Genomic DNA, 22920 nt, shown 5'->3' on the forward strand with positions numbered 1-22920 from the left:
TTATACTTTCTTATATTTGAAAAAAGCCAGAGCTTTCGCCCTGACCTCTCTTTACTATATTTATCACTCGTACTTCGGTAGCCAGTCGCCGTGCGCTTCAATCATGTCGTCGCACATCGCCACGATATCATCGATCGAAAGTTCCGCAGCCGTATGTGGATCTAGCATCGCTGCGTGGTAAATATGCTCGCGTTTGCGGGTCATCGCTGCTTCAATCGTAAGTAATTGTGTATTAATGTTGGTTTGGTTAAGTGCAGCAAGCTGCGGCGGCAGGTCGCCGACATACGTTGGCGTTACTCCACTACGATCCACCAGACAAGGCACCTCGACACATGCCTCTTTCGGAAGATTCGTAATGAGGCCCGTGTTCATCACGTTACCACCAATTTTGTATGGGATCCCCGTCTCCATCGCCTCTAAAATATACGATGCATACTCATGTGAACGTACATGACTTAAATCTTTATTGTTGACCATATCATCTCGCATCGTGGACCATTTCTCAATCTGATCGACACAACGGCGCGGATACTCATCCAATGGAATGTTAAAGCGCTCAATCAGCTCTGGGTAGTTACGCTTGATGAAATATGGATGATACTCTGAACTATGCTCAGACGACTCCGTCACGTAGTAACCGAAACGGAACATGAGCTCGAAACGCACCATATCGCTGTGCTTTTCCTTTTGCTTCTCCCGTGCACGACGCTTAATTTCCGGATATAGATCGACACCATCCCTCTTACATTCTAGTAGCCACGCCATATGATTGATTCCAGCGATTCTAGTCTGTACGCCCGTCGTATCCATTTCCAAATTCTTAAACAAATCAGACATACATGTCTGAACACTGTGACATAGACCGATGGTTTGGATACCGCCATGTGTACTCATTACGTTCGTTAACACCGCCATCGGGTTCGTGTAGTTCAAGAATAGTGCATCTGGACATACTTCCTGCATATCACGGGCGAAATCCAAGACAACCGGAATGGTCCGCAAATTACGGAAAATACCGCCGATCCCTAACGTATCTGCAATCGTTTGGCGCAAGCCATATTTCTTTGGTATCTCAAAGTCAGTAATCGTACATGGATCATAACCACCAACTTGAATGGCATTGATCACGAATTTTGCACCACGCAGCGCCTCTTTACGATCCGTGTAGGCTTTTATCCGGCAGGTACTACCCGATGTATTTTTTATATTATTAAGCATATTCTCTGAATCCTTAAGCCGCTCCATATCAATATCGAACAGCGCTAATTCGAAATTCTGAAGTGCAGGCGTCAGCATGCAATCTCCTAGTACATTTTTGGCAAAAACCGAACTTCCAGCTCCGAGAAATGTAATTTTATCCATCATTGACCTCCTAAGTGTGTTAGCGTTTACTATACATACACTCTACACTTCACCTTGGTATAATCACATAGATGAAATCCACTTCTATATGGAGATTTGTAGTTTCTCGTATATAATGAACCTATAGTGCGAGTTCAAAAAGTCAAATTTTCAGCACTAAAGTATATGCTTACGATGCTGCGTTTCTTCAAAACGCTTCAGAAGATTGGATGAAGCAAGGGAGTGAGGAGCGGAGCGTAGGCAGTCCCTACGTGAGCACCGGAAGGACCGGCTGAATTCAATCTTCGATGTCGAATAAGCCTCTTGATATACTTCGTGATCAAAAGATGACTTTTTGAACAACCTCTTATAATAGATGGAAGAAGGGAATTAACCATGATGTCCTATACACAACCTTCAGTTGCGATAAATCCTTTTCCCAGCAAGGGGGAACTCGTCGTGCTCTTCGCTGGTGAACAGCATACAGAACCATATCATTTAGCCGGTCCGCAGGTGTTAGACTATCATTTGGTTCATTATGTCGTTTCGGGTAAAGGGCGTTTTCGTTGTCTAGGAAAAGATTATGAGCTAGGACCTGGTGATCACTTTTTTATTTATCCAGGAGAGCTAGTCCGTTATGAATCCGACGAAATAGACCCTTGGCACTACCGTTGGATCGGGTTCAAAGGCGTCATGGCGGATCAGTTGCTAAGCCTACAAGATATTTCACCACATTCTCCTACACTACACACGAAAAGAAGTCGTAACATCGCCACCTTGTTCCACAACGTATATCGTGTACTCCATGCTGGAGATGCTGCATCTGACCTCCGAGCCGAAGGTTATTTACGACTGTTGCTTGCCGAATGGGTCAAGCATAATGACGCCGTTCCCGCCCGTAGCGGGTCCGAGCATCCAACACAGCACCAGGTAGAGCATGCTATTCGCTGGCTCAATCTGCAGTATTCCAAGCCCATCACCATTGCAGAGATGGCCCATTCACTCGGTTATCACCGCACCTACCTATCCAAAATTTTCAAGCAACAAACTAGCTTATCACCAATCAGTTACTTGCAGAATATCCGTATGGAACGTGCCAAGGTACTGCTTCAGGAACGCTTAACAATTGAGCAGATTGCTTCCTCTGTCGGGTATCAGGATGCGCTCTATTTCTCCAGACAATTCAAGAAATGGTGCGGCACCACACCCTCGGAATATCGCTTGCAGCAACCCGGGCGAGATTATGGCTGCAGGTAAAGCTAGTCTCTTCTTGCGTATGTTCTAAGATTACTGGCCTACTTTCTTAAACAGTCCTAAATTATGCAGCATCTGAATCATGTTTAGCTCTATTTTCGACTTATCCTCTGAGGTCGTAATAGCTCCCGCAGCTTTGGCAGCATTTACAGCTTCTGCATAATGGATCGCATACGTCTCTTTACCCGAGAGGTTTAGCCGTCTTTCTAGATCTGCGATTTGTTTGGCTTGCGTCTTAACCGTAGTTTGCAATGTTATAAATATAGCCTTTTCCTCTTTGGTCATCTCTTCATCCTCCTTAGATAGCGTATCGTATTTAGTTAAATCATTAGCTTTAATGATACTCATCAACTTACTAGCATAATTCGGATCCGTTGCGTAGCCACAAGCGTATAGAGCAGCCGTCTGCAGCTCAGGCGTTGTAGCTGCACGCACACGGGCATACCTCGTTTTGGCAAAGAGTAAATCTTGATCTTTATAGAAATCATAAATAGAATCATAGACACGCCAGTTAGCCGTTGTTGTAACTGAACGACCATCGTATACCTCCCATGTTGACGTGCTTACGCTTTTTCCTTTCCAATATGCATTGGTGGAGCCATTGCCTACTTTGTATCCCCCGAGGTTATTCCAATCGTGGATCTTGCCACCGGTCTCAAGCCAATTTTGAGCTAAGCGAACACTCGGAAGCATCTTCGACCCTTCACTCCGTACCTTGACGACAATCGGGGCGAGTAATACAAAAAATGCTGATTGGGTATATTGTCTGCTCATGATCCACCCTCCCTTTCTTTGAAGTTTCTATATTAAATGCTATGAATCTATGAAATGCTTGTATTTTTGACTGTGTAGAGATGACTTTACTATTCCGTAGATGTGCATATTTCAAGAAAAAAAGAAGGGCTAATCCAAGAAGTATAAAACTACTTCTTGGATTAGCCCCATTAAGTTGCTGCTTTCAGACCTTCTTGATCTTCATAGTTAGCATCAATAATGACGAATGCTTGATTGTTCGATTGTTCCATTGTTCTGCAACAATTAAACCTATAAGTACGTGTTCAAAAGGCTAGATTCTCAACACTAATATGTTTAATCAATTTGATTAACCTTTTACTAATTTACTGCGAACTTTATTCGATACAACTTCCACTATTAAAATAAGTGCGATAAGGCCAATTAGAATAGATCCTACTTCCGACCAGCTATAAGCATTCATCGCAAAAATAAGTGGGGCACCTATCCCACCGCCTCCAACTAACCCAAGAATAGCAGCATCACGCAGATTCATATCAAAGCGATAAATAACGATGGATATGAACATTGCTGACAACTGAGGGAGAATACCATAGCGAATCTTCTCGATTGTCGTGCAACCAATGGATTCCATAGATTCAAGCACAGATGTATCTAAATCTTCAATAACATCAACATATAGCTTTGATAACATACCGACGCTGGTAAGAGATATGGTAAGCACACCTGTAAAAGGACCTTGCCCGGTCACGCGAATGAACATTAACCCATACACAATAGGTGGAATTGTGCGGATGACAATTAATAAGAAGCGGATCACAAAGGCTACTGGCTTCGGCACAATATTGGACGCTGAGAGAAAAGCAAGTGGAATAGCTAGCACCGCCCCAACAATGGTTCCTAAAAAGGCGATGGCCATGGTTTCAAGCAATAAATATAAAACCCCACCAGTAGTCAAATTAAACAAGAATTCCGTATCTGGTTGAACTAGCCCTAATAAAATTTTTTTCGCAATCGACAGTCCATTTGCTGTTACATTATCCAATTGCACTGCTGATGTTGACCACACAAAAATAATGAGGACAACCACGGTGATTAGAAAATTAGGTAGATGGCGGTTTGTAGCTTGTTGTAACTGTTTATCTATAGCATTCATCATTTTTTCACCTACATCAGTTTCTTTCGGAAATATTCGCTAATCGTTTCAATCACGAAAACAGTACAAACGAGCATCAATAAAATCATCCCCACGTTGGCATAGTTTCTCCAGCCAAGACTCTCATTTAACAGTAAACCAATTCCACCTGCACCAACGTATCCTAATATAGAAGCGTACCGAACATTCCCCTCAAAACAGAACAATGATGTCGATAGATAGTTAGGTAGTACCTGTGGAAATATAGCATACCGGAACGATTGAATCGTTGTCAGCCCCATCGCATTCATGGCCTCATAGGCACCCATATTCGCATTTTCGATCTGCTCGTACAACAATTTACCTATATAAGAAATAGTAAACAAGAAAATTGCAACCGTTCCTGCCATCGTTCCTAATCCAAAAATAAATGTAGCGATCAGCGCTACAACTAAAGTCGGCAAGGTTCGCAGTATACTCAAAATAAATTTTGTAACTGAAGAAATCCAACGACTACGATTAATATTACTTGCTGCTAACATCGCGATCGGTAATGCACAAATAGCACCAAGCGCAGAGCCAAATAAAGACATCTTTATAGTAGCAATTAATGGTTCCCATAGCTTCGGCATATAAGCCCATGTCGGGGGAATCATTTCATTAATAATGACAAAAAACTGATTGATTCGTTTAAATAATCTTTGCAGATCAAAATCAGTAATCTGCACGGAAAGATAGATCAGCACTATAAAAACTAATAATATGATCGGAGTCATCGATCGTTTTTGGATGACGACTTTTCCATTAGGCAACTCTATTATTTTAGATGGAAACAGCTTCGTTAGCATGGCTGCCGCTGCCTCCTTTATCTACTTGACCATTGTATATAAGTTGCAGTACTTGATCATTCACCTCTTGTGAAGGACCGTCATATACAACTTCACCAGCTCGTATTCCGATGACACGTGTGGCATAAGCCAAGGCTAATTCAACATGGTGAATATTAATAATCACAGTCATATTCATTTCTTGGTTAATACGTCTGAAATCTTCCATCACTTGATTGGCAGTAATCGGATCTAAGGAGGCTACTGGTTCATCTGCTAGAATAATTCCTGGGTTCTGTGCTAGTGTTCTTGCCAAAGCAACACGTTGCTGTTGTCCTCCAGATAATTGATCTACACGTACGTACGCCTTATCCAAAATACCGACTTTATCTAGCGACATCAGTGCTCTTCTCTTTTCATCTTCTGTAAATATCCCAAGTGTTTTACGCCAAAATGACATCTCAGGTACGAACGCTACCAATACATTTTTAATAACCGAAATTCTTGTCACTAAGTTAAAGGATTGGAAGATCATTCCGATCTTCCGACGTAGCTGACGGATACCTTTTCCTTTGAGTTTACTAATTTCTATCCCCTCAACCGTCAATATGCCTTCCGAAATATCATGCATTCGATTAATACAACGTAGTAACGTTGACTTACCTGCACCAGATAACCCAATAATGGCGACATATTCACCTTGGTCAATCGACAAATTAATATCTTTTAATGCTACTAATCCATTCGGATATTGTTTGTGTACCTGCTTAAATTCAATCATAGACATACTCCAATCAGTGAAAAATGAGAACATAAATCATGTTCTCATTTTTCATAAAATTAAGTTGTAAGAAAAATTAGTGATCTATTTTAATTGTTGTACTAGCTCTTGCGCTTTACGCTCATTGTCATAATCAGCATCTGTTGCTACTTGATAACCACCATGGCTATAAATAGCGATTACTTCTTTACCTTCAGCAGAATTACCAATATTGATAAATGCTTGCTCTAATGCAGTTTTCAAACTCTCATCCATGATTTCAGAGTTTTTACTTACACTTACTGTATCGTTATAGATAGCTGGCATTACACCGATTAGATCTGTTTCTTCCCAAATGGAAGCTGTGCGGGTAAATTCTGTTGTCCATTTTTCTTCATAATCTCTGCGTGCATCTGCATAAGTGACAAGCACATCGGTTTGGCCAGCAGCAAGACGAGCGAATGCACTTGCATAAGAATCAGCTTGCACGACTTGAGATAGATCAGTGATTGTTTTGCTGAAATTCTCTTTCAACCATAGTGCCGGGTAAATATAACCCGCTGGAGATGAGGATGACATAACGTTCCAAGAAACATTATTCAAATCTTCGAACGTCAATGCTTCCCCATTGTTTACTTTTGCAGCTAGTGCTTTCCCCTTCTCAGAAGGACCAGCTACAAGGATTGCACGATAAGAAGTTGCTTGATTGGTAGTTGGTGCTGTAGGTTCATTCTTATTCCAATCTACAGGGTTATCAGAATCATTACTTAAACCATCGCGAGTTGCCGTTAGAATAACTTCTGCACCATCATCATAGAGAACATAAGTGCCGCCTGGTATTAATCCAACATCAACTGTACCCGCAGATAATCCTTCTCCAACAGCTTCATAGCTTGTACCTACCGTAATTTCAACTTCACCTACATCATAGCCAAGACCTGCAAGCTCTTGTGTTAGCAGCTTCTTTAAAGGCTCCGTCGCTGTAACGATTTCCGCTGGGTCACGTGATGGCACGAAACCAACCGAAAGCTTCTTAATTTCTTTATTAGACGTTACTTCTTTTGGAGCTGTAGTATTATCTACATTGGTTGTATTATTTGCACTGGTTGTATTATTTGATGAATTGGCAGATCCCTCATTACCACAAGCCGCTAATACGAATAACAGCATAACCGCTACACTTAGCAATCCTAATTTTCTCATCTCTATTTCCCTCCTATGAATAACATACTCAATTAATATACTTGCTAAATGTAAAGACAATATCATTAGACTGTAAATGATTTGTAAATAAAAATAATCAACCTGTTAAGAATCAATTTCATAATCGCCTTTGCAACTTAAATGAATACTATATATTGATCGGAACGATTTATCCGGTCTATATATAGTTACATTTAAATCAGTTTGCGTAATTATGAAATTGATTCTAATTGACAACATATACAGTTTTGACCTTATAATTAAATATTAATTAAATCAGAGGTGTTACTTATGTCTAATCGAATAATCCAAATACTTGTAACGAGTGATGTCCATGGATATCTTATGCCAACTACTTACCGCGGTATAGCAGAACCCGTTGGGCTTGCGAAAGCAGCGACCCTTATTGAACAGTTACGACAACAACATCCAACTGTATTGATTGATAATGGAGACCTCATTCAAGGAAGTCCATTAACTTATTACCATCAAAGATTTCATCCTGAACAGTCTAACCCCATCATCAATGCTGCGAATGCACTACACTATGATTTAGCCGTGTTTGGTAATCACGAGTTTAATTATGGGTTACCTGTACTAGAGAACACGATCAAAGCTTCACACTTTCCATGGTTGTCAGCCAATATCTATACCCAAGACGGATCCACTTGGATGAATCCATATCTTATTCAGGAAGTGGCAGGTATTCGAGTCGGCATCATTGGCGTCACTACTCACTTTGTAAGCATATGGGAGGATCCAAGTCATATTGAAGGACTGAAATTTGAAAATGCTTTTGAGAGTGCTAAAAAGTGGTTAGGTATCATGAAAGAAAAGGAGCAAGTTGATATTACTATACTCTGTTATCACGGGGGATTTGCTCATGATCTAACATCAGGTAGCTTACTTGAGCCAGATACTGGGGAAAATGAAGGCTATCAAATGTGTAAAGAGTTAGACTTCGACATTATGATTACTGGACATCAACATCGGGAAATCTGTATCCAAGCATTCGGGAAATCCATTGTACAACCAGGAACGAAAGCTGTCTGTGTAGCCGGTATTACCATCGAAGTTGAGATGATCAACGGTACAAAACAAGTGATTCAGCACGAGCCTAAACTATATTATGTAGATGATCAGACTCCGCCTGATGAACGAGTGGTACGTGAAGCGAGGGAAATGCATCTTCTTACCGAACAATGGTTAGATGAACCGATTGGCTATATTACCGGAGATCTGCGATATAACAATGCTTTTGATGTACGAGTAAATAAGCATCCCTACATAGAATTTTTACAACATGTACAAATGCATGTGGCGAACGCACCAATATCCTGTACATCTTTATTTCATGATCAACCTGGCGGTTTTAATGACCAAGTAACCATGCGAGATATCGTCACGAATTATATTTATCCCAATACGTTAAAAGTACTGCAAGTTACTGGACAGCAGATTCATGATGCCCTTGAACAGTGTGCATCCTATTTCACCATTCAAGATGGCCAATTAGCGGTGAATCCCACGTTCCTACAACCAAAAGCACAGCCGTATAACTATGATATGTGGGAAGGGCTCGAATATATAATAGATGTGCGAGAGCCTATTGGCCATCGTATCATTAGCGTCGATTATCAAGGGAAACCTATAGATCTTAACGGCAACTACGAAGTTGTTATGAATAATTATCGTGCCACTGGTGCTGGAAACTTCCCGTACTTCGCAGACTGTCCCGTCATAAAAGACATTCAGACAGATATGACCGAAGTAATCGCCGATTATTTTGCTAAATTTGCTGTAGTTCAAGCTACTTGCGTTCCCAATTGGAAAGTCATATGGGACTCATAACTCACCTATATATATTCCTTGTTCTCCTGAAATACATAAAAAGGCTTCCCATTAAGTTCAATTCTGAACTCATAAGAAGCCTTCCCTTTATAACTTCACGCGTTGTAATCGCAGTGCATTTAATACAACGGATACCGAACTGAATGCCATCGCTGCACCTGCAACCCACGGAGCAAGTAGCCCGAGTGCGGCAATCGGAATACCAATAATATTATAAGCAAATGCCCAGAATAAGTTTTGTTTAATATTGCGCATCGTTTTACGGCTCATAATGATCGCATCAGCAATGCTGTTCAAGTCACCGCGAATCAGTGTAATATCAGCAGCTTCCATCGCTACGTCAGTCCCAGTACCAATCGCCATCCCAATATTCGCAGTTGCAAGAGCCGGAGCGTCATTGATACCATCACCGACCATCGCCACTTTTTTACCCGTTGCTTGTAGTTTCTTCACTTCTTCAGCTTTGCCTTCAGGAAGGACTTCGGCAATAACGTGATCGACACCAACTTCTGTACCAATGGCTGTTGCTGTACGTTGGTTATCACCTGTCATCATAATGACCGTAATCCCCATGTCTTTCAGACGGCGAATAGCTTCTTTCGAGGTGTCTTTAATTGTATCTGCAACGGCCACTAGACCTGCGTACTGCCCATCAATCGCTGCCAGCATCGCTGTTTTACCGTTTTCTTCGAGTTGTTCCATTGTAGGTAGAACATTCGAAATATCGATACCGTATTGTTGCATTAATTTACGTGTCCCAATAACCACACTTTGACCAGATACTGTTGCTTGTATACCGTAACCAGGAATCGCTTCGAAAAATTGGACATTTCCTAGTTCAATTCCTTTATCTTGAATCCCTTGAACAATAGCTTCTGCTAACGGGTGTTCAGATTGTTTCTCTGCTGCACCGATAAGTGATAAGAAATGTTTCTCGTCTTGCCCATCTGCCATAACAACATTGGTTAATACTGGTTTACCATGTGTCACTGTACCTGTTTTATCAACAACGACGGTATCAATACTTTGTGTCTGCTCCAAATGTTCGCCACCTTTGAACAAAACTCCAAATTCAGCTGCACGACCAGAGCCCGCCATAATGGACGTTGGTGTTGCAAGACCAAGCGCACATGGACATGCAATCACAAGTATAGCAATTAACACTTCTAACGCCGGTGTGAATTCACCTGGTTTGACCCATAGAAACCAAATAAAGAATGTGACAATCGCAATCCCTACAACAATAGGCACGAAAATACCTGATATTTGATCTGCTAAACGCTGGATCGGTGCTTTTGAACCTTGCGCATCTTCTACGACCTTAATGATTTGTGCTAGCGCTGTATCACGACCAACTTTAGTTGTTTTCATTTGAATAAAGCCGTTTTTGTTAATTGTTGAACCGTATAATACGTCACCCTGTTTCTTATCAACCGGAAGACTTTCCCCTGTTAACATCGATTCATCAACGGCTGTATTTCCGCTTAACACTTCACCATCAACGGGGATCTTTTCACCCGGTTTCACTAAAACGGTGTCACCAATGACAACTTCTTCTAATGGAATTTCCCTTTCAACCCCATCACGTAGAACCATCGCTGTTTTTGCTTGTAAGCCCATTAATTTTTTAATCGCTTCTGATGAACGACCTTTTGCCTTTGCTTCAAATAATTTACCCAAAATAATAAGTGTAATCAGTACCGCACTTGTTTCAAAATAAAGATGAGGTGCATGACTTGAACCCGTTGTTATAATCGCTTGGTACACACTGTAGAAGTAAGCGGCGGATGTACCCATAACAACGAGTACGTCCATGTTGGCACTGCCATTTCGTAATGCTTTGTATGCACCTACGTAGAACTGTTTCCCGACAATGAATTGTACAGGTGTTGCGAGCGCCATTTGTAGCCATGGATTCATTAAGATATCCGGCAGATAAAGGAAAGATGTAAATGAAAAATGTGCTACCATCGTCCAAAGTAATGGTAATGATAAAATGGCCGATATAATAAATTTACGTTTTTGTATTTGGATTGCTTTTTCACGATGATCCACCGATTCCTGCTCACCCACTTTTTGATGCGCACCATAACCTAACTTTTCTACTTTCGCAATGATCTCTGCAATGGCTACTTCAGATGGATTGAATTCAATCGTTGCTTTTTCAAGTGTTAAGTTGACGTTTGCAGATGAGACTCCTTCAATTTTGTTTAATCCTTTTTCAATGCGTATTGCGCAAGCTGCACATGTCATCCCTGTAATGTCTAGCTCTGTTTTTTGTTTCACAACACCATAACCAAGTGCCTCAATTTTCTTTTCAAAATCTGCTTCACTAAGTTTCGTCGGATCATATCTAATCGATGATTTCTCAAGCGCTAAATTGACATTGGCTTGTTCAACCCCATCCATTTTATTCAAACCCTTCTCAATACGTATCGCACAAGCTGCACACGTCATCCCTGTAATTTGCAGATTAGCCTCTTTAACTTCTACACTCATGTTACTTGCCACCTTCACAATACCCCCGTGGGGTATAAAATTTTGAAAATAATAGAGTGCTACAAGAGCACTCCGTTTATTTATGCTAGATCATAGCCTTGTTCTTCAATTGTTTCTTTAATTTGTACTAGTGTTACTTGTGCTTCATCGAATGCTATGTCTACTTGAGCATCCGCTAAGTTTACCTTTACTTGTTCAACACCCGCTAATTGACCTACCTTTCCTTCTATTGAATTAACGCAATGTCCACATGACATTCCTTGTACGTTTAATGTTACATTCTGCATCATTATGATCTCCTTTAAATAAAATATTCTTTTAATTTCCATTATTCGTTCTACTAACTTGAATTCATCATACCATACCCTCCTAGGGTATGTAAACTAGAAAATTTACTCTTACAAAAGATATGTGCGCCACGATCTTATCAATTTTAATGAAACATGCTTCTTAATGATGGTGATGACCATGTGCCGGTTCGTTTTTTATAGTACAAAGGATCGATTCGTCATGTTTATGTGCCGCTGTCTCCAGTTGGATCGTCACATGCGTAATCCCTTTATGTTCAAGATCATGTTCTATCTTACGTAACATGCTTTCACTTTCGGCAATAGTAAGCTCATCATCAACAACAGCATGGCAAGAAAGTGCATTTAGTCCACTCGAAATCGTCCAAATATGTAAATCATGGATGCCTTGAATGCCTTTCGTTTGTTCAATTGTCTGTATCACATCGCTGACATCAACATTGGATGGCGTTCCTTCCATTAATACATGAATCGCTGCCTTCGTTACATAGAAACCACTTCTTAATACGAGAATCGCAACAATGACACTCGCAAGTGGATCTGCCCAACCCCAACCAAAGAACATGATTAGTAATGCAGCCGCAATGGCACCAACAGAGCCAAGCATATCACTTAGTACATGTAAGTATGCCCCACGCATATTTAAATTACCCTCAGTATCCCCACCACGCATCATAATCCACGCTACAACAATGTTGACCAATAATCCAATGACACTAACAATAAGCATCCCTGTGGTTGCAACTTCAGGTGGGTTCGCAAAGCGTTTAATCGCTTCATAAAAAATAAATAGTGCAATTGCAATTAATGTAACTCCGTTTAACACAGCTGCTAGAATCTCAAATCGTTTATAGCCAAACGTCTTACTATGACTCGCTGCTTTTTCTCCTAATATAAATGCAACTAAAGCAATGGCTAAAGCGATCGAGTCACTTAGCATATGTCCCGCATCTGATAAGAGGGCAAGACTATTTGTTAAAAAACCACCAATGACCTCAACGATCATATAACCTGTAATGATGAAAAATGAGATAAGTAATACCTTTTTATTGGCACCATGTGTGTGGTCGTGGTCATGCCCATGATTGTGTCCCATATAAATTCTCCTTTATACCTAATTATGTGCCGCATGTTCAATCGCTTGTACTAATAGATTCATAACGTGATCATCATCTCTCGAATAATATAACGTCGTGCCTTCTCTTCTGAACTTAACTAGTCGTAAGTTTTTTAAGAAACGTAATTGATGTGATACGGTCGATTGACTTAAATTTAAAATTTCTGCGATATCATTAACGGAATGCTCATCTGAACATAACAAGTTTAATATACGTATTCTTGTTGGATCACTCAACGCTTTAAATGTTTGTGACACAACAAATAATGTTTCTTCGTCTAAATGCTCCTCTTTACTAACGTTCGTTTCGCCTTTATTCATATCCTCGTTCATTGTGGGATTCACCTCCAGTGATAGATTGTTTATTATATCGATATATGAACATGTGCTCATATACACATTAATTCATTAATCTACTAATTGTCAACTTACATTTGTAGAATTTAATCTCTTTACACACTTTACATACCGTAGGGGGGTATAGTACTATAATGTTGGGAAGGTGATATTATATGATGATTGATACAGAAAAAAAGGTGAAATTAGCCGTCAATGGTGGGATTGCTTTTGGTTCTAAATTAAATGCACAACAACTTCTGGTACTTGCTGAATATTTAGAGGACCAAGAATTAGAATTAACAACATTTCAGCAGTTATACATTGAAGTGTTAGAAAGTAATGTAGAATTCATTACAAGCAAATTCAATGATGTTGGCTTGTTCTGTTACCCAGTCGGGAATTATGTTAAAAGCCTGCGACACTGTAACTTCTGTAAAGGTGCTGAGAAAGAAGGGATGCCCGTTGCTATTGAACTAAATAACCGAATTGCCGGAAAACCCGTTCCATTTACACTTCGTCCCGCTTATACAGGCTGTCCAATTGGCTGCGGAGAACCGTTAGTCAATGATATCGGAGTCATGAAAGTGAAACAGGGCTATGATTTATATATTGGTGGAAATGCCAAAGGGCTAAATGCGACAGTAGGCACTCTATTTATGGAGCAACTGAATCCAGAAGAACTATATGAAATAGTTGATAAAATAATAGATTTCTACGCAGAAAATGGAAAACGAAGAGAATCCTTCTTCAAATTTATTAATCGCTATGGCTTTGACAATTTAAAACAGCAACTCCTCCCTTTATTTATCTTTCAGTAGCAATGTACCGATAACATTAATGTAGTTCATTCAATTAACTAGGAGGTAGAGAACATGGACATTGCTGCACTATCCATTGGACTAGCCCAAAACAATTTAAAACAAGCCGTTGGTATATCCATTCTAAAAATGTCAACAGATCAAGCTGCTGGAAATACACAAGATTTCATTAAAATGTTGGAACAAAGCGTGCAACCCAATCTGGGTGGTACTATCGATATCAAAGCGTAGTAAGGTAAGTCTCTTGGAGAGATCTTCTGTCTCTCCTTACATACTGTTGACTAGCTATTAACTTATTAAACTGTTAATGAGGAGTGCCTATGCAATACTTGGGAGATCGTATTAAGTATCTACGAGAAACAAAGAACCTCATACAGAAAGACCTTGCTGATACCCTTGATATTTACAAAGATTATTTGCTCGAACGCACAACCGACTATTCTCCTATTAGATCATCAAATCTAGAATATAAAGAACATGCTAAATTTGAAGTCTTCATAAACAATCCTCAGCACGGCATCGACATTTTGATTCGGCGGCAACTCAAGCTTGAAGCTGATTTGGAGGGATTGAAACATAGATGAGGAGCGACAGTACCACATCAGATTACCATTGAAGATGTTTCCCATCGCTTAAAGATTTGGATTCATTATATGGACATTAAAAAGCGAGGTTTAGAGTCTCTTCCAGGTATCCACAGTATGTTCATTGATACTCGCATATCGAAAGAAATATATTATCTTTAGCAGAGAATATGACTTTTATATGATTTAATTCAAAAAGGCTCTCTCACGAGAGCCTTTTAAACACTATTATACCAGCGTCTTTGATGTATTAATTACATCATGAACTTTATAACATGATTGAAACTTTATTTCTGCTGCTCTCCATTGCCGCTTCAATGATTCGAATCACTTGAAGCGCTTCTTCTGGTTTCACCAAGGGATCACTACCATTCAAAATACAGTCCCTTATATTAGCGTAGTACACTTGATAACTTCCAGGTATACTCGGGATACGTTCTCGAATCTGAAGTCCATCTATCATCATATTAAGTATACCCCATGCCGACTCGGATTCTTGCCCCCAATTAGGGTCATTTGGGGTTTGCCCCTGCTCTAGAGCATCGCTTTGCGGATCAATTCCATATTTCACAAAAGATCCTTCTGTCCCATGTACAATAAAGCGCGGACCTGCCTCTCCAACAAGACAACCTGCTTTCAAGATCACTTTAACGTCATCGTAATCAAGACACAACATGAAATAATCATCCACCACAGCATGATCCCGCTGCATCCGTATATCTGCAGTCACATGCAAAGGCCAACCAAATAATTGCAGTGCCTGATCAATAAGATGAGATCCTAGATCGTACAATACCCCTGAACCCTGTCGCGCTTCATTCCGCCACTCCTCTGGATCAATACGCGGGGTAAATCTGTTATAATGAGATTCATATTCTACCACGCGGCCCATCTTGTTCTGATCGATCACTTGTTTCATCGTTGCATAATCAGCATCCCACCGCCGATTATGGAATACGCTGAGTAGCTTACCTTGTTTACATGCAATTTCTATACATCGCTCAGCCTCTGCCGAAGTAATTGTGAATGGTTTGTCGACAACAACATGCTTACCTGCTAATAGAGCTTGCTCAATGAGAGGTGCATGGCTTGTATTCGGTGTTGCAATCACAATGAGCGACAGTGACGGATCTTCAATTATCGCCTCTGCTTCTTGCTCAGTTCTAAGCCCTTCATAACGTTGATGAGCTTGCTGCGCTGAACGAGAAGATATTGCAGTAAGCTCAAGTCCACGTGTAGCCGAGATCAATGGTGCATGAAAGACCCGACCTGACATGCCATAACCAATCAATCCCACCTTAATAGATTCACCCACACTAGCACCTCCTTTCTTGATCATGAACAAGCATGAGCATCATCCTTCTACTCGGTCAGCTTAGCAACCCAGCCAAATAAATCACGCATACAAAGAATGAATGACGGATGAAGTAGACCCTCAGCTCGATGAGCCGGGGTAATACATCCAACGCGCCCCTGCCCGTAAGTATGAAACCATCCCGCTGGTGCTTCTCCATCCTGCGAACTGGAACGTAAGAATATATTCGTATTTGATTCATCGCATTCCACAAAATAATGCTCATCAAGAAATGAGAACACTTCACTTGAAGTCTCTGTCCCCGGAATAGACTTGTTTACAACTGGATGATACGTAACTTCAATATTTTCTGATGGATGATGGACAAAAAATCCCCGTAGCATTTTTACATATTCGCTATCCTCATCATAAGAGGCCATTCCGGCATGCCAAGCAATCCAGGCTCCACCTTGATCTACATATTCTGCAATTTGCTTAGATATTTCCGGAGTCATCCAACGCAGTTCAGGTTCGTTCTGAGGATCTACTCGGTCTTCAGCAAATAGAATAACAATATCTGGTTTCTCCTTAAGTGATTCACTTATCAACCTGGTTTCACAATATTCAAGCTGAACAACCCCCTCCGCCATTAGCGGAGAGAGAATGTCATTCAGCGATTGCTGGATCAGGTCACAGTTATGGTAAAAGTCCCCAACAACAGCTAGCACTTTTTTCATTTCAATAAAGCCCCTTTCAGTCTTTTGAACATAGGTTAGAAAGGCATCGGTTGACCTTTGTGATCAACCATCCAAGCATCCTCCGGCAACTTCACTTTCCGTTCGATCATATCTAGTATCCCAGACGCAGTATGCTGTGGATCACCTGGAGCTTGATCTCCGCCCATTGGCGTGCGTATCCACCCGGGGTGAAGTGAAATTACACTGAACCCTTCAGACTTCAATGCATTCTTTATTTGAGCGGAGAAGAAAGATAGAGCATTCTTGGAGATCGCATAAGGGAAATCCCCACCATAAGCGCCATTGAAACAACCTGCTTCGGAACTCACATTGATTATGCAAGGCTGCTCGCTAAGACGAAGTAGCGGCAAGAAATGCTTAATCATCTGCATTGGACCGTATAAATTAGTATGCATCGTCTGCTCCATATCTGCGAAATCCAAAGTTTCAACAGTAGCATCACGGGCAATTAAAATACCTGCGTTGTTCACAACGGCATCAATATGGCCCATTTCGGACTCAATGATTGCTTTTGCCTGAACGATCGTATTCTCTTTCGTTACATCCAGGGGAACAATAGTAAGTGTACCCCTGTCAGAGTGTAGTTCACGAATATGTTCGGAATCTCGTTCTAGGTTTCTGATTCCAGCTATGACATCATGTCCGCGAAACAATGCCTCACGGACTGTGGCATACCCCAATCCTTTTCCAGCACCTGTGATCAATATTCTCATGGGGTAAAGTCAGCCTCCTTTCAGATTTCCAATATCATTAATCCTGCTTCGGACCCAGTTCTTGTATCCCTAATGTGACGTTAAGCTTATCCTCTGAATCAAAATACGCGTACCTACCCGATCCGTATTCTCCCTTGTGATTAAGCGGATATCCCTGTTTATCCAAAAATTCAATATGTTCATTAAACCCATCCACCGAGAACATTATAAAATGAACTCCTGTGCCATGAGCTTGCTTGAACTCATTCCAAGGGCTGGGCTCATCATAAGGTTCTAGTAGTTCTAGCACCATAGGTCCCATATTCAGGACGCACATCTTCGTGCGTGTCGGACGTAACTCCCCACGTTGCCAAGTATAAGAGCTATCCGTCGGTTCCGCTGAATGATTAGGATCTGGCACACTGATAGGGGGCATTTCCATACCAAACAGATCGCAATAATGTTTAGCTGCCTTTTCTATGTCATCTACAATGATTCCCATTTTCAGCAAATGGTTGTTTGATATATGATTCATTTTGCAATCCATCCTCTCGTAAACAGACTGTATGTTTAGTTGTTATCGTTCTCAAGCAATTCAATGAGCACTTTCAAGTGATCCGTGGTGTCCACGTATGCATAACGTCCTCCTGTATATTCACCTTTCTGAATCAACGGCATACCATTCTTCTCAAGCAACATAACTTTTTCCTTCATCCCATTGATCATGAATGCAATATGATGCACCCCTTCTCCATGCTCATCAAGGAATTCACGCCATGTGCTCGGATTCTCATCGGGCTCGATCAATTCAATTTGAAGCTGACCACAATCGATAAAAGCGAGCTTAGACCGTGCTTCTGCAGGTTGACCTTTATATTCAGCCTGTGTTACTTCCAGCGAATCGGTCAAAAACCATTTGGGTGTCTCAATGCCAAAGAAATCAGCATAAGCTTGTGATACCTTTTCGATATCTTTGACGATGATCCCGATTTGTGTCACGATTTGTGTTCCTAAAATATTCTTTTCCATAGTTATGAGTCTCCTTTAGATTAGTTAATTATTATTACTCTTCTGAACCAAACCCGTTGGAGAGTTTGAATAGAGCTAAGGTAATAAGTAGTGAAATAATGAGTAGAATCCAAGCCATCGCTGAAGCGTAACCCATTTTGGCATACTGAAAAGCATTCTGATACAAATATAACGAATAGAACGTTGTAGATCCGTCAGGCCCACCCTCAGTAATGATAAAAGCTTCGGCAAAAGATTGTAGTGTGCCAATCACTCCTGTAATCACATTAAACACAATTGCAGGTTTTAACATAGGAAGAGTAATACTCCACATTTGTCTAATCGGGCCTGCCCCATCCAAGGAAGCAGATTCATACAGGGAATCTGATATTCCTTGTAACCCAGCCAAATAAATAATAATCATATTACCTGCGCCCCAGAATCCTAGTAAAATAAGCCCTGGTTTTGACCAGCTTGGGCTAGCAAACCATCCCGGTCCGTCAAGACCTAAGAACCCAAGCACTGTGTTTACAACACCAGCATCCGGTTGAAGAACCCATATCCATAAAACAGATAGGACGACCAACGGTACTAATGTAGGAAGAAAAAATATAACCCGAAATATGGACATTCCACGTATCCGTTTGCTGTTCAACAGAATCGATATCAATATAGCGCCAATCGTAATGGTTGTTATCCCTACGAAAATCATATAAAGCGTGTTCGTTAGCACTTTGTAAAACATAGTATCCGAAGTCAATAGGGTTATATAATTGTCTAGTCCCACCCATTCAGGTTCACTAATTATATTGTAATCTGTAAGAGAGTAATATAAAGAACTAAGCAGTGGGTAAGCAGTAAAGAAGAGAAATCCGACAATCCACGGAGAGACGAACAACAGCCCATTCCGCAAATTAATATGTTCTATTCTGTGACGCATAATTGTTCATCCCTCCTACCCTTTAATTCCGGTAAAGGTGATACCTTGGATAAAGTATTTTTGAAGAAGAAAGAAAATAACAAGTACGGGCAATGTCATACTCACACCAACCGCCATAAGTAAGCTCCAGCGTGGGTCATTCACAGACATAATTTGTTGTATTCCAAGTGAAAGCGTGTACAGATTGTTATCGTTCAAAAATACAAGTGGCCCGATAAAGTCACTCCATGCTCTCGTAAATGCAAAGATTGCTACTGTCATAACTACTGGCAGTGATAACGGTAGTATAAGCTGCCAGTAAATACGAAATTCACTGGCTCCATCTACCTTGGCAGACTGCGTTAGTTCGGTAGGAATCCCTATAAAGAATTGTCTCAGCAAGAAAATGAAGTAAGCGTTCCCAAAAAAGGCTGGGATGATAAGTGGATTAAACGTACCTATCCATCCCAAATCCTGAAATAACACGAACAATGGAATCATCGTTACTTGGAAGGGTAACATCATCGTTGCTAGCACAAAGATAAACAACGTATTACGACCCTTCCACTCGATCCGAGAAAAGCCATAAGCGACTAGTGTGTTAGAGACCAAACTTCCAACCACTGTCATCAGACATATATAAAGCGTATTCTTTAAATAAAGCATAAACGGAAACTGTTGAAATGCTGTCACATAATTGGACCACTGTGGATGAGCTGGAATCCACACCGGTGGGTCAGCAAATAGTTCCGTGTTACTTTTCAAGGAGCCTGATACAAGCCAAAGAAAAGGAATAATAAAAGCCACTGCCAACAAGGTAAGAATAATATAGATAATGATCGTTTCTATGCGCTCGCGCTTGTTTTTCGCTATGATAAGAGTTCCCTCCTTTAAAGCAATGTAAGTTGACGTTGAGACACCTTTTACTTCTTCTGTTTGTCAACTGTCTCTTGAAGTTTCTCTTGTGCTTTCTTCAAGAGCGGAGCAGGATCATTATCGTTGTAAATCACGCTATCTCGCAAAAGCATCATTTCATTAGACATTTCTTTACCTATAGAAGTTAACGCTGGATGTCCGGACTCTGGTGAACCAGCTACTTCACGGACAACTTTATATACTTCGTCACCTTCCTTATCCCATTTGATCGCGTCATTTGGAGCTTTATAGATGGATAGAGATCTCCATTCATTGATGTTATCAGCCATAATTTCCGGTTTCACACCGAACATAATGAAATTCATAGCTGCTTCTGGATTTTTTGCACCTTTAGGAATCATAAACACATTCGTACCAAAGTTAGATGATTTACTTCGACCACCTTCTGGAGCAGGAATAGCCGTCACACGATAATTGAGATCCGGTGAATATAATTTAAGTGCATTAGCGAACCAGTTGCCGTTTACGGTCATCGCAACTTTACCATTGAAGAACGGGTGATCTGGTGAGAATGCACCTCCGAATCCTGATGAGAACGATTTGATCTTCTCTGGATTATATTTCTTAGCATATTCATTCATCCAATTGTACATCGCGATAAGCTTTGGATCGTCCAACTTCACTTGGGCCGTGGCAGAATCATAGAAATCAGCTCCGAAAATATAACCCCACATATATGCTTCATCCCCAGCATCTAGCCAAGGAATAAAACCAAGTCGATCGATTTTGTTACCCTCTACATTGGACAACTTCTCTGCTGCGGCATCCAGTTCTTCAATCGTTTGCGGCGGATTATCTGGATCCAATCCTGCCTCTATAAACAAATCTACATTGTAATACAACAGATTTACATTAGAATCTTCCGGAAATAAATATGTTTTGCCATCATAGGTCATCAAGTCTTTATAGGCGTCTAATATCTCATCTTGTTTAAAACCAACTGAATCGAGAAGATCGTCAATCGGCATTAGTGCTCCTTGAGCAGCAAGTCCGTAAGCGCTTGCATATTCATTTGTAATAATCAAATCTGGTGGGTTCTTCCCTGAAATGGCTGCTAATAGCTTACCATTAGATATGCCGCCATCAGGTGGAACGTAAGTCGATTTCAAGTTAACATCAGGATACAGCTTCTTGAATTCATCCATACGCCATTGATCCCACTTCTCGGAATCTCCGCCCCAAGGATACCAATAAGTTAAATTTCCAGTTGTTCCATCAGACTTTTCGCTAGTTTCAGATGGTTCATTTGTACCTCCTGAAGCCGACTTTTCCTTGCCACCACAAGCAGTGAGTAGGGTACCTAAACTTAACGTTAATATTAAACACATCATCAACATTTTCTTCATGTTCATATTACCTTCTTTCAAAATAGAATGAAATAATAAATAACATAAAAATGGTAATAAACACGTGTTCACAAATACTTAAAATAAAACGATCCGTTAGGGATTTTGCCTTAAATTGCTCGGCAAGAATCCCTAACCACTAAAGATGTCTTAGCAATAAATTTCTGGAATTGCTGCGGACCCTTCTCAATACTCTGGATCATCGCATCCGTCAAGTTCTCCATCATTTCATAAAAGTCCACATGAATGGTCGTTAGAGCAGGATTAATACGTGAACTTAAAACGTGATCATCAAATCCTAACAAGGAAATTTGTTCAGGCACTTGAATTCCCGCTTCATTAAGTGCACGCAGTGCACCGAATGCTACACTGTCATTAACAGAAAATATAGCCGTTGGCAATTCGCTAACCGTTCCTAACCATTCCTTCGTAGCACGATAACCGCCTTCTTCCGAGAAATCACCAGGAATAATCCATTCCCCATTCACAGGAAGATAATGGGCCGCCATCGCTTGCATGAATCCCTCATATTTCTCAGGACCTGACCAACGTAGTGGATCCCCTTTAATAAAAGCAATCTTGCGATGATTCATGCTTACTAAATAATCTACACCTAGTCGCATCCCAGTAATATTGTCGAAATTGCTAACGATCCGATTAGACTCAGTTCGCCCAAGCGAATTTTGGTCGACAATACCTACCAAGTACCCTTCACCGATCAACTCTTCAATTAGCGGCTCATGGTTAGCAGCCCCGATAAATATGCCCCCATCAATTCTCCTTTGTTGAAACGTTTCTTTGACTATGCGAGCTTCTTCTTCATCGGTTTTGGTACGCATAATGTGGGTAAGCACATAATAGCCACGAAGAGAGGCACTCTCGATCACGCGAGTGATCAGCATGTTAGTTAACATATCGTTGGATACGAGTCCCGTCGATTTCAGGAACAATCCGATCGTTCTTGTTCTTTTCCCTGCCATGATTTGTGCAGATAAATTAGGAACATATTGATATTTCTCAATGACTTGCATTACTTTTTCTCTTGTTTTTGTAGGTACATTAGGGTAGTTATTAATCACTCGGCTTACCGTGCTTCGCGATACACCAGCCAGCCTAGCAATTTCAGTACTATTGATCTCGGTATTCTTCACTGCCTAACCTTCTTTCATAAACACGTG

Annotated in this window: 24 protein-coding genes; 5 read left to right on the top strand and 19 right to left on the bottom strand. The window is 40.7% G+C overall.

What is annotated here, in order from left to right; translation table 11 throughout:
• Nucleotides 1-63 precede the first annotated feature (63 nt).
• Complete coding sequence (locus tag ACP8HI_RS17535) at nt 64-1362, bottom strand: alpha-glucosidase/alpha-galactosidase (protein ID WP_438351882.1); 1299 nt, start codon at nt 1360-1362, stop codon at nt 64-66.
• Between the two features lie 375 nt (nt 1363-1737).
• Between ACP8HI_RS17535 and ACP8HI_RS17540 the strand changes: the two genes are divergently transcribed.
• The gene (locus ACP8HI_RS17540) at nt 1738-2598 is read left to right on the top strand and encodes an AraC family transcriptional regulator (protein ID WP_438347475.1); all 861 of its coding nucleotides are present in this window, start codon (nt 1738-1740) and stop codon (nt 2596-2598) included.
• 30 nt (nt 2599-2628) lie between these two features.
• Here ACP8HI_RS17540 and ACP8HI_RS17545 read toward each other — a convergent pair whose 3' ends face one another.
• The 5 genes from ACP8HI_RS17545 to ACP8HI_RS17565 form a co-directional block, all read right to left on the bottom strand.
• Nucleotides 2629-3369 carry a glycoside hydrolase family 73 protein gene (locus ACP8HI_RS17545; RefSeq protein WP_438347476.1) on the bottom strand — a complete coding sequence of 247 codons (741 nt, stop codon included), beginning with the start codon at nt 3367-3369 and terminating at the stop codon, nt 2629-2631.
• A 328-nt stretch (nt 3370-3697) separates the two neighbouring features.
• Nucleotides 3698-4504, bottom strand: coding sequence for a phosphonate ABC transporter, permease protein PhnE (gene phnE / locus ACP8HI_RS17550; protein WP_438351883.1), 807 nt, complete (start codon nt 4502-4504; stop codon nt 3698-3700).
• Nucleotides 4505-4515: 11 nt separating this feature from the next.
• The gene (gene phnE / locus ACP8HI_RS17555) at nt 4516-5331 is read right to left on the bottom strand and encodes a phosphonate ABC transporter, permease protein PhnE (RefSeq protein WP_438347477.1); all 816 of its coding nucleotides are present in this window, start codon (nt 5329-5331) and stop codon (nt 4516-4518) included.
• Nucleotides 5306-6091, bottom strand: coding sequence for a phosphonate ABC transporter ATP-binding protein (phnC, locus tag ACP8HI_RS17560; protein ID WP_438347478.1), 786 nt, complete (start codon nt 6089-6091; stop codon nt 5306-5308). Before phnC ends, phnE (ACP8HI_RS17555) begins: the two co-directional genes overlap by 26 nt.
• Before the next feature lie 84 nt (nt 6092-6175).
• The gene (locus ACP8HI_RS17565) at nt 6176-7273 is read right to left on the bottom strand and encodes a phosphate/phosphite/phosphonate ABC transporter substrate-binding protein (RefSeq protein ID WP_438347479.1); all 1098 of its coding nucleotides are present in this window, start codon (nt 7271-7273) and stop codon (nt 6176-6178) included.
• 291 nt (nt 7274-7564) lie between these two features.
• On the opposite strand from ACP8HI_RS17565, the gene ACP8HI_RS17570 reads away from it, so the two are divergent.
• Nucleotides 7565-9124 carry a bifunctional metallophosphatase/5'-nucleotidase gene (locus tag ACP8HI_RS17570; RefSeq protein WP_438347480.1) on the top strand — a complete coding sequence of 520 codons (1560 nt, stop codon included), beginning with the start codon at nt 7565-7567 and terminating at the stop codon, nt 9122-9124.
• An 87-nt stretch (nt 9125-9211) separates the two neighbouring features.
• Here the strand turns inward: ACP8HI_RS17570 and ACP8HI_RS17575 are convergent, their stop codons facing one another.
• The 4 genes from ACP8HI_RS17575 to ACP8HI_RS17590 all read right to left on the bottom strand — a co-directional run bounded on the left by ACP8HI_RS17575 (nt 9212) and on the right by ACP8HI_RS17590 (nt 13381).
• Nucleotides 9212-11623 carry a heavy metal translocating P-type ATPase gene (locus ACP8HI_RS17575; RefSeq protein ID WP_438347481.1) on the bottom strand — a complete coding sequence of 804 codons (2412 nt, stop codon included), beginning with the start codon at nt 11621-11623 and terminating at the stop codon, nt 9212-9214.
• A gap of 80 nt (nt 11624-11703) precedes the next feature.
• A complete protein-coding gene (copZ, locus tag ACP8HI_RS17580; protein WP_438351884.1) occupies nt 11704-11910 on the bottom strand; it encodes a copper chaperone CopZ in 207 nt (68 codons plus the stop codon).
• Between the two features lie 163 nt (nt 11911-12073).
• The gene (locus tag ACP8HI_RS17585; RefSeq protein WP_438347482.1) at nt 12074-13027 is read right to left on the bottom strand and encodes a cation diffusion facilitator family transporter; all 954 of its coding nucleotides are present in this window, start codon (nt 13025-13027) and stop codon (nt 12074-12076) included.
• 18 nt (nt 13028-13045) lie between these two features.
• Nucleotides 13046-13381, bottom strand: coding sequence for an ArsR/SmtB family transcription factor (locus tag ACP8HI_RS17590; RefSeq protein WP_438347483.1), 336 nt, complete (start codon nt 13379-13381; stop codon nt 13046-13048).
• 182 nt (nt 13382-13563) lie between these two features.
• Between ACP8HI_RS17590 and ACP8HI_RS17595 the strand changes: the two genes are divergently transcribed.
• From ACP8HI_RS17595 to ACP8HI_RS17605, 3 genes are all read left to right on the top strand, one after another.
• A complete protein-coding gene (locus ACP8HI_RS17595; protein WP_438351885.1) occupies nt 13564-14205 on the top strand; it encodes a nitrite reductase in 642 nt (213 codons plus the stop codon).
• A gap of 54 nt (nt 14206-14259) precedes the next feature.
• Nucleotides 14260-14436 carry a YjfB family protein gene (locus ACP8HI_RS17600; protein ID WP_438347484.1) on the top strand — a complete coding sequence of 59 codons (177 nt, stop codon included), beginning with the start codon at nt 14260-14262 and terminating at the stop codon, nt 14434-14436.
• A gap of 89 nt (nt 14437-14525) precedes the next feature.
• Complete coding sequence (locus tag ACP8HI_RS17605; RefSeq protein ID WP_438347485.1) at nt 14526-14789, top strand: hypothetical protein; 264 nt, start codon at nt 14526-14528, stop codon at nt 14787-14789.
• 268 nt (nt 14790-15057) lie between these two features.
• On the opposite strand, the gene ACP8HI_RS17610 is transcribed toward ACP8HI_RS17605, so the two are convergent.
• The 9 genes from ACP8HI_RS17610 to ACP8HI_RS17650 all read right to left on the bottom strand — a co-directional run bounded on the left by ACP8HI_RS17610 (nt 15058) and on the right by ACP8HI_RS17650 (nt 22893).
• Entirely contained in the window at nt 15058-16128 is a 1071-nt protein-coding gene (locus tag ACP8HI_RS17610; RefSeq protein ID WP_438347486.1) for an oxidoreductase, read from the bottom strand.
• A 23-nt stretch (nt 16129-16151) separates the two neighbouring features.
• Nucleotides 16152-16820, bottom strand: coding sequence for a ThuA domain-containing protein (locus ACP8HI_RS17615; RefSeq protein ID WP_438347487.1), 669 nt, complete (start codon nt 16818-16820; stop codon nt 16152-16154).
• Between the two features lie 35 nt (nt 16821-16855).
• Nucleotides 16856-17554 carry an SDR family NAD(P)-dependent oxidoreductase gene (locus tag ACP8HI_RS17620; protein ID WP_438347488.1) on the bottom strand — a complete coding sequence of 233 codons (699 nt, stop codon included), beginning with the start codon at nt 17552-17554 and terminating at the stop codon, nt 16856-16858.
• Nucleotides 17555-17591: 37 nt separating this feature from the next.
• Complete coding sequence (locus tag ACP8HI_RS17625) at nt 17592-18068, bottom strand: VOC family protein (protein WP_438347489.1); 477 nt, start codon at nt 18066-18068, stop codon at nt 17592-17594.
• 35 nt (nt 18069-18103) lie between these two features.
• Nucleotides 18104-18562: a VOC family protein gene (locus tag ACP8HI_RS17630; protein WP_438347490.1), complete on the bottom strand. Its 459-nt coding sequence runs from the start codon at nt 18560-18562 to the stop codon at nt 18104-18106.
• A 34-nt stretch (nt 18563-18596) separates the two neighbouring features.
• Nucleotides 18597-19481 carry a carbohydrate ABC transporter permease gene (locus ACP8HI_RS17635; protein ID WP_438347491.1) on the bottom strand — a complete coding sequence of 295 codons (885 nt, stop codon included), beginning with the start codon at nt 19479-19481 and terminating at the stop codon, nt 18597-18599.
• Nucleotides 19482-19496: 15 nt separating this feature from the next.
• The gene (locus ACP8HI_RS17640; protein WP_438351886.1) at nt 19497-20267 is read right to left on the bottom strand and encodes a carbohydrate ABC transporter permease; all 771 of its coding nucleotides are present in this window, start codon (nt 20265-20267) and stop codon (nt 19497-19499) included.
• Nucleotides 20268-20383: 116 nt separating this feature from the next.
• Nucleotides 20384-21742, bottom strand: coding sequence for an ABC transporter substrate-binding protein (locus ACP8HI_RS17645; protein ID WP_438347492.1), 1359 nt, complete (start codon nt 21740-21742; stop codon nt 20384-20386).
• A 110-nt stretch (nt 21743-21852) separates the two neighbouring features.
• The gene (locus tag ACP8HI_RS17650; protein WP_438347493.1) at nt 21853-22893 is read right to left on the bottom strand and encodes a LacI family DNA-binding transcriptional regulator; all 1041 of its coding nucleotides are present in this window, start codon (nt 22891-22893) and stop codon (nt 21853-21855) included.
• Between the last annotated feature and the right edge of the window lie 27 nt (nt 22894-22920).

The organism is Paenibacillus sp. FA6, assembly GCF_051550225.1.
Classification (GTDB): Bacteria; Bacillota; Bacilli; order Paenibacillales; family Paenibacillaceae; genus Paenibacillus_AQ.

What these genes read in the sequence shown, in the direction of transcription:
- ACP8HI_RS17535 (WP_438351882.1), bottom strand. Translation starts at nt 1,362, where the DNA reads ATGGATAAAATTACATTTCTCGGAGCTGGAAGTTCGGTTTTTGCCAAA.
- ACP8HI_RS17540 (WP_438347475.1), top strand. Translation starts at nt 1,738, where the DNA reads ATGATGTCCTATACACAACCTTCAGTTGCGATAAATCCTTTTCCCAGC.
- ACP8HI_RS17545 (WP_438347476.1), bottom strand. Translation starts at nt 3,369, where the DNA reads ATGAGCAGACAATATACCCAATCAGCATTTTTTGTATTACTCGCCCCG.
- phnE (WP_438351883.1), bottom strand. Translation starts at nt 4,504, where the DNA reads ATGAATGCTATAGATAAACAGTTACAACAAGCTACAAACCGCCATCTA.
- phnE (WP_438347477.1), bottom strand. Translation starts at nt 5,331, where the DNA reads ATGCTAACGAAGCTGTTTCCATCTAAAATAATAGAGTTGCCTAATGGA.
- phnC (WP_438347478.1), bottom strand. Translation starts at nt 6,091, where the DNA reads ATGATTGAATTTAAGCAGGTACACAAACAATATCCGAATGGATTAGTA.
- ACP8HI_RS17565 (WP_438347479.1), bottom strand. Translation starts at nt 7,273, where the DNA reads ATGAGAAAATTAGGATTGCTAAGTGTAGCGGTTATGCTGTTATTCGTA.
- ACP8HI_RS17570 (WP_438347480.1), top strand. Translation starts at nt 7,565, where the DNA reads ATGTCTAATCGAATAATCCAAATACTTGTAACGAGTGATGTCCATGGA.
- ACP8HI_RS17575 (WP_438347481.1), bottom strand. Translation starts at nt 11,623, where the DNA reads ATGAGTGTAGAAGTTAAAGAGGCTAATCTGCAAATTACAGGGATGACG.
- copZ (WP_438351884.1), bottom strand. Translation starts at nt 11,910, where the DNA reads ATGCAGAATGTAACATTAAACGTACAAGGAATGTCATGTGGACATTGC.
- ACP8HI_RS17585 (WP_438347482.1), bottom strand. Translation starts at nt 13,027, where the DNA reads ATGGGACACAATCATGGGCATGACCACGACCACACACATGGTGCCAAT.
- ACP8HI_RS17590 (WP_438347483.1), bottom strand. Translation starts at nt 13,381, where the DNA reads ATGAACGAGGATATGAATAAAGGCGAAACGAACGTTAGTAAAGAGGAG.
- ACP8HI_RS17595 (WP_438351885.1), top strand. Translation starts at nt 13,564, where the DNA reads ATGATTGATACAGAAAAAAAGGTGAAATTAGCCGTCAATGGTGGGATT.
- ACP8HI_RS17600 (WP_438347484.1), top strand. Translation starts at nt 14,260, where the DNA reads ATGGACATTGCTGCACTATCCATTGGACTAGCCCAAAACAATTTAAAA.
- ACP8HI_RS17605 (WP_438347485.1), top strand. Translation starts at nt 14,526, where the DNA reads ATGCAATACTTGGGAGATCGTATTAAGTATCTACGAGAAACAAAGAAC.
- ACP8HI_RS17610 (WP_438347486.1), bottom strand. Translation starts at nt 16,128, where the DNA reads ATGATCAAGAAAGGAGGTGCTAGTGTGGGTGAATCTATTAAGGTGGGA.
- ACP8HI_RS17615 (WP_438347487.1), bottom strand. Translation starts at nt 16,820, where the DNA reads ATGAAAAAAGTGCTAGCTGTTGTTGGGGACTTTTACCATAACTGTGAC.
- ACP8HI_RS17620 (WP_438347488.1), bottom strand. Translation starts at nt 17,554, where the DNA reads ATGAGAATATTGATCACAGGTGCTGGAAAAGGATTGGGGTATGCCACA.
- ACP8HI_RS17625 (WP_438347489.1), bottom strand. Translation starts at nt 18,068, where the DNA reads ATGAATCATATATCAAACAACCATTTGCTGAAAATGGGAATCATTGTA.
- ACP8HI_RS17630 (WP_438347490.1), bottom strand. Translation starts at nt 18,562, where the DNA reads ATGGAAAAGAATATTTTAGGAACACAAATCGTGACACAAATCGGGATC.
- ACP8HI_RS17635 (WP_438347491.1), bottom strand. Translation starts at nt 19,481, where the DNA reads ATGCGTCACAGAATAGAACATATTAATTTGCGGAATGGGCTGTTGTTC.
- ACP8HI_RS17645 (WP_438347492.1), bottom strand. Translation starts at nt 21,742, where the DNA reads ATGAAGAAAATGTTGATGATGTGTTTAATATTAACGTTAAGTTTAGGT.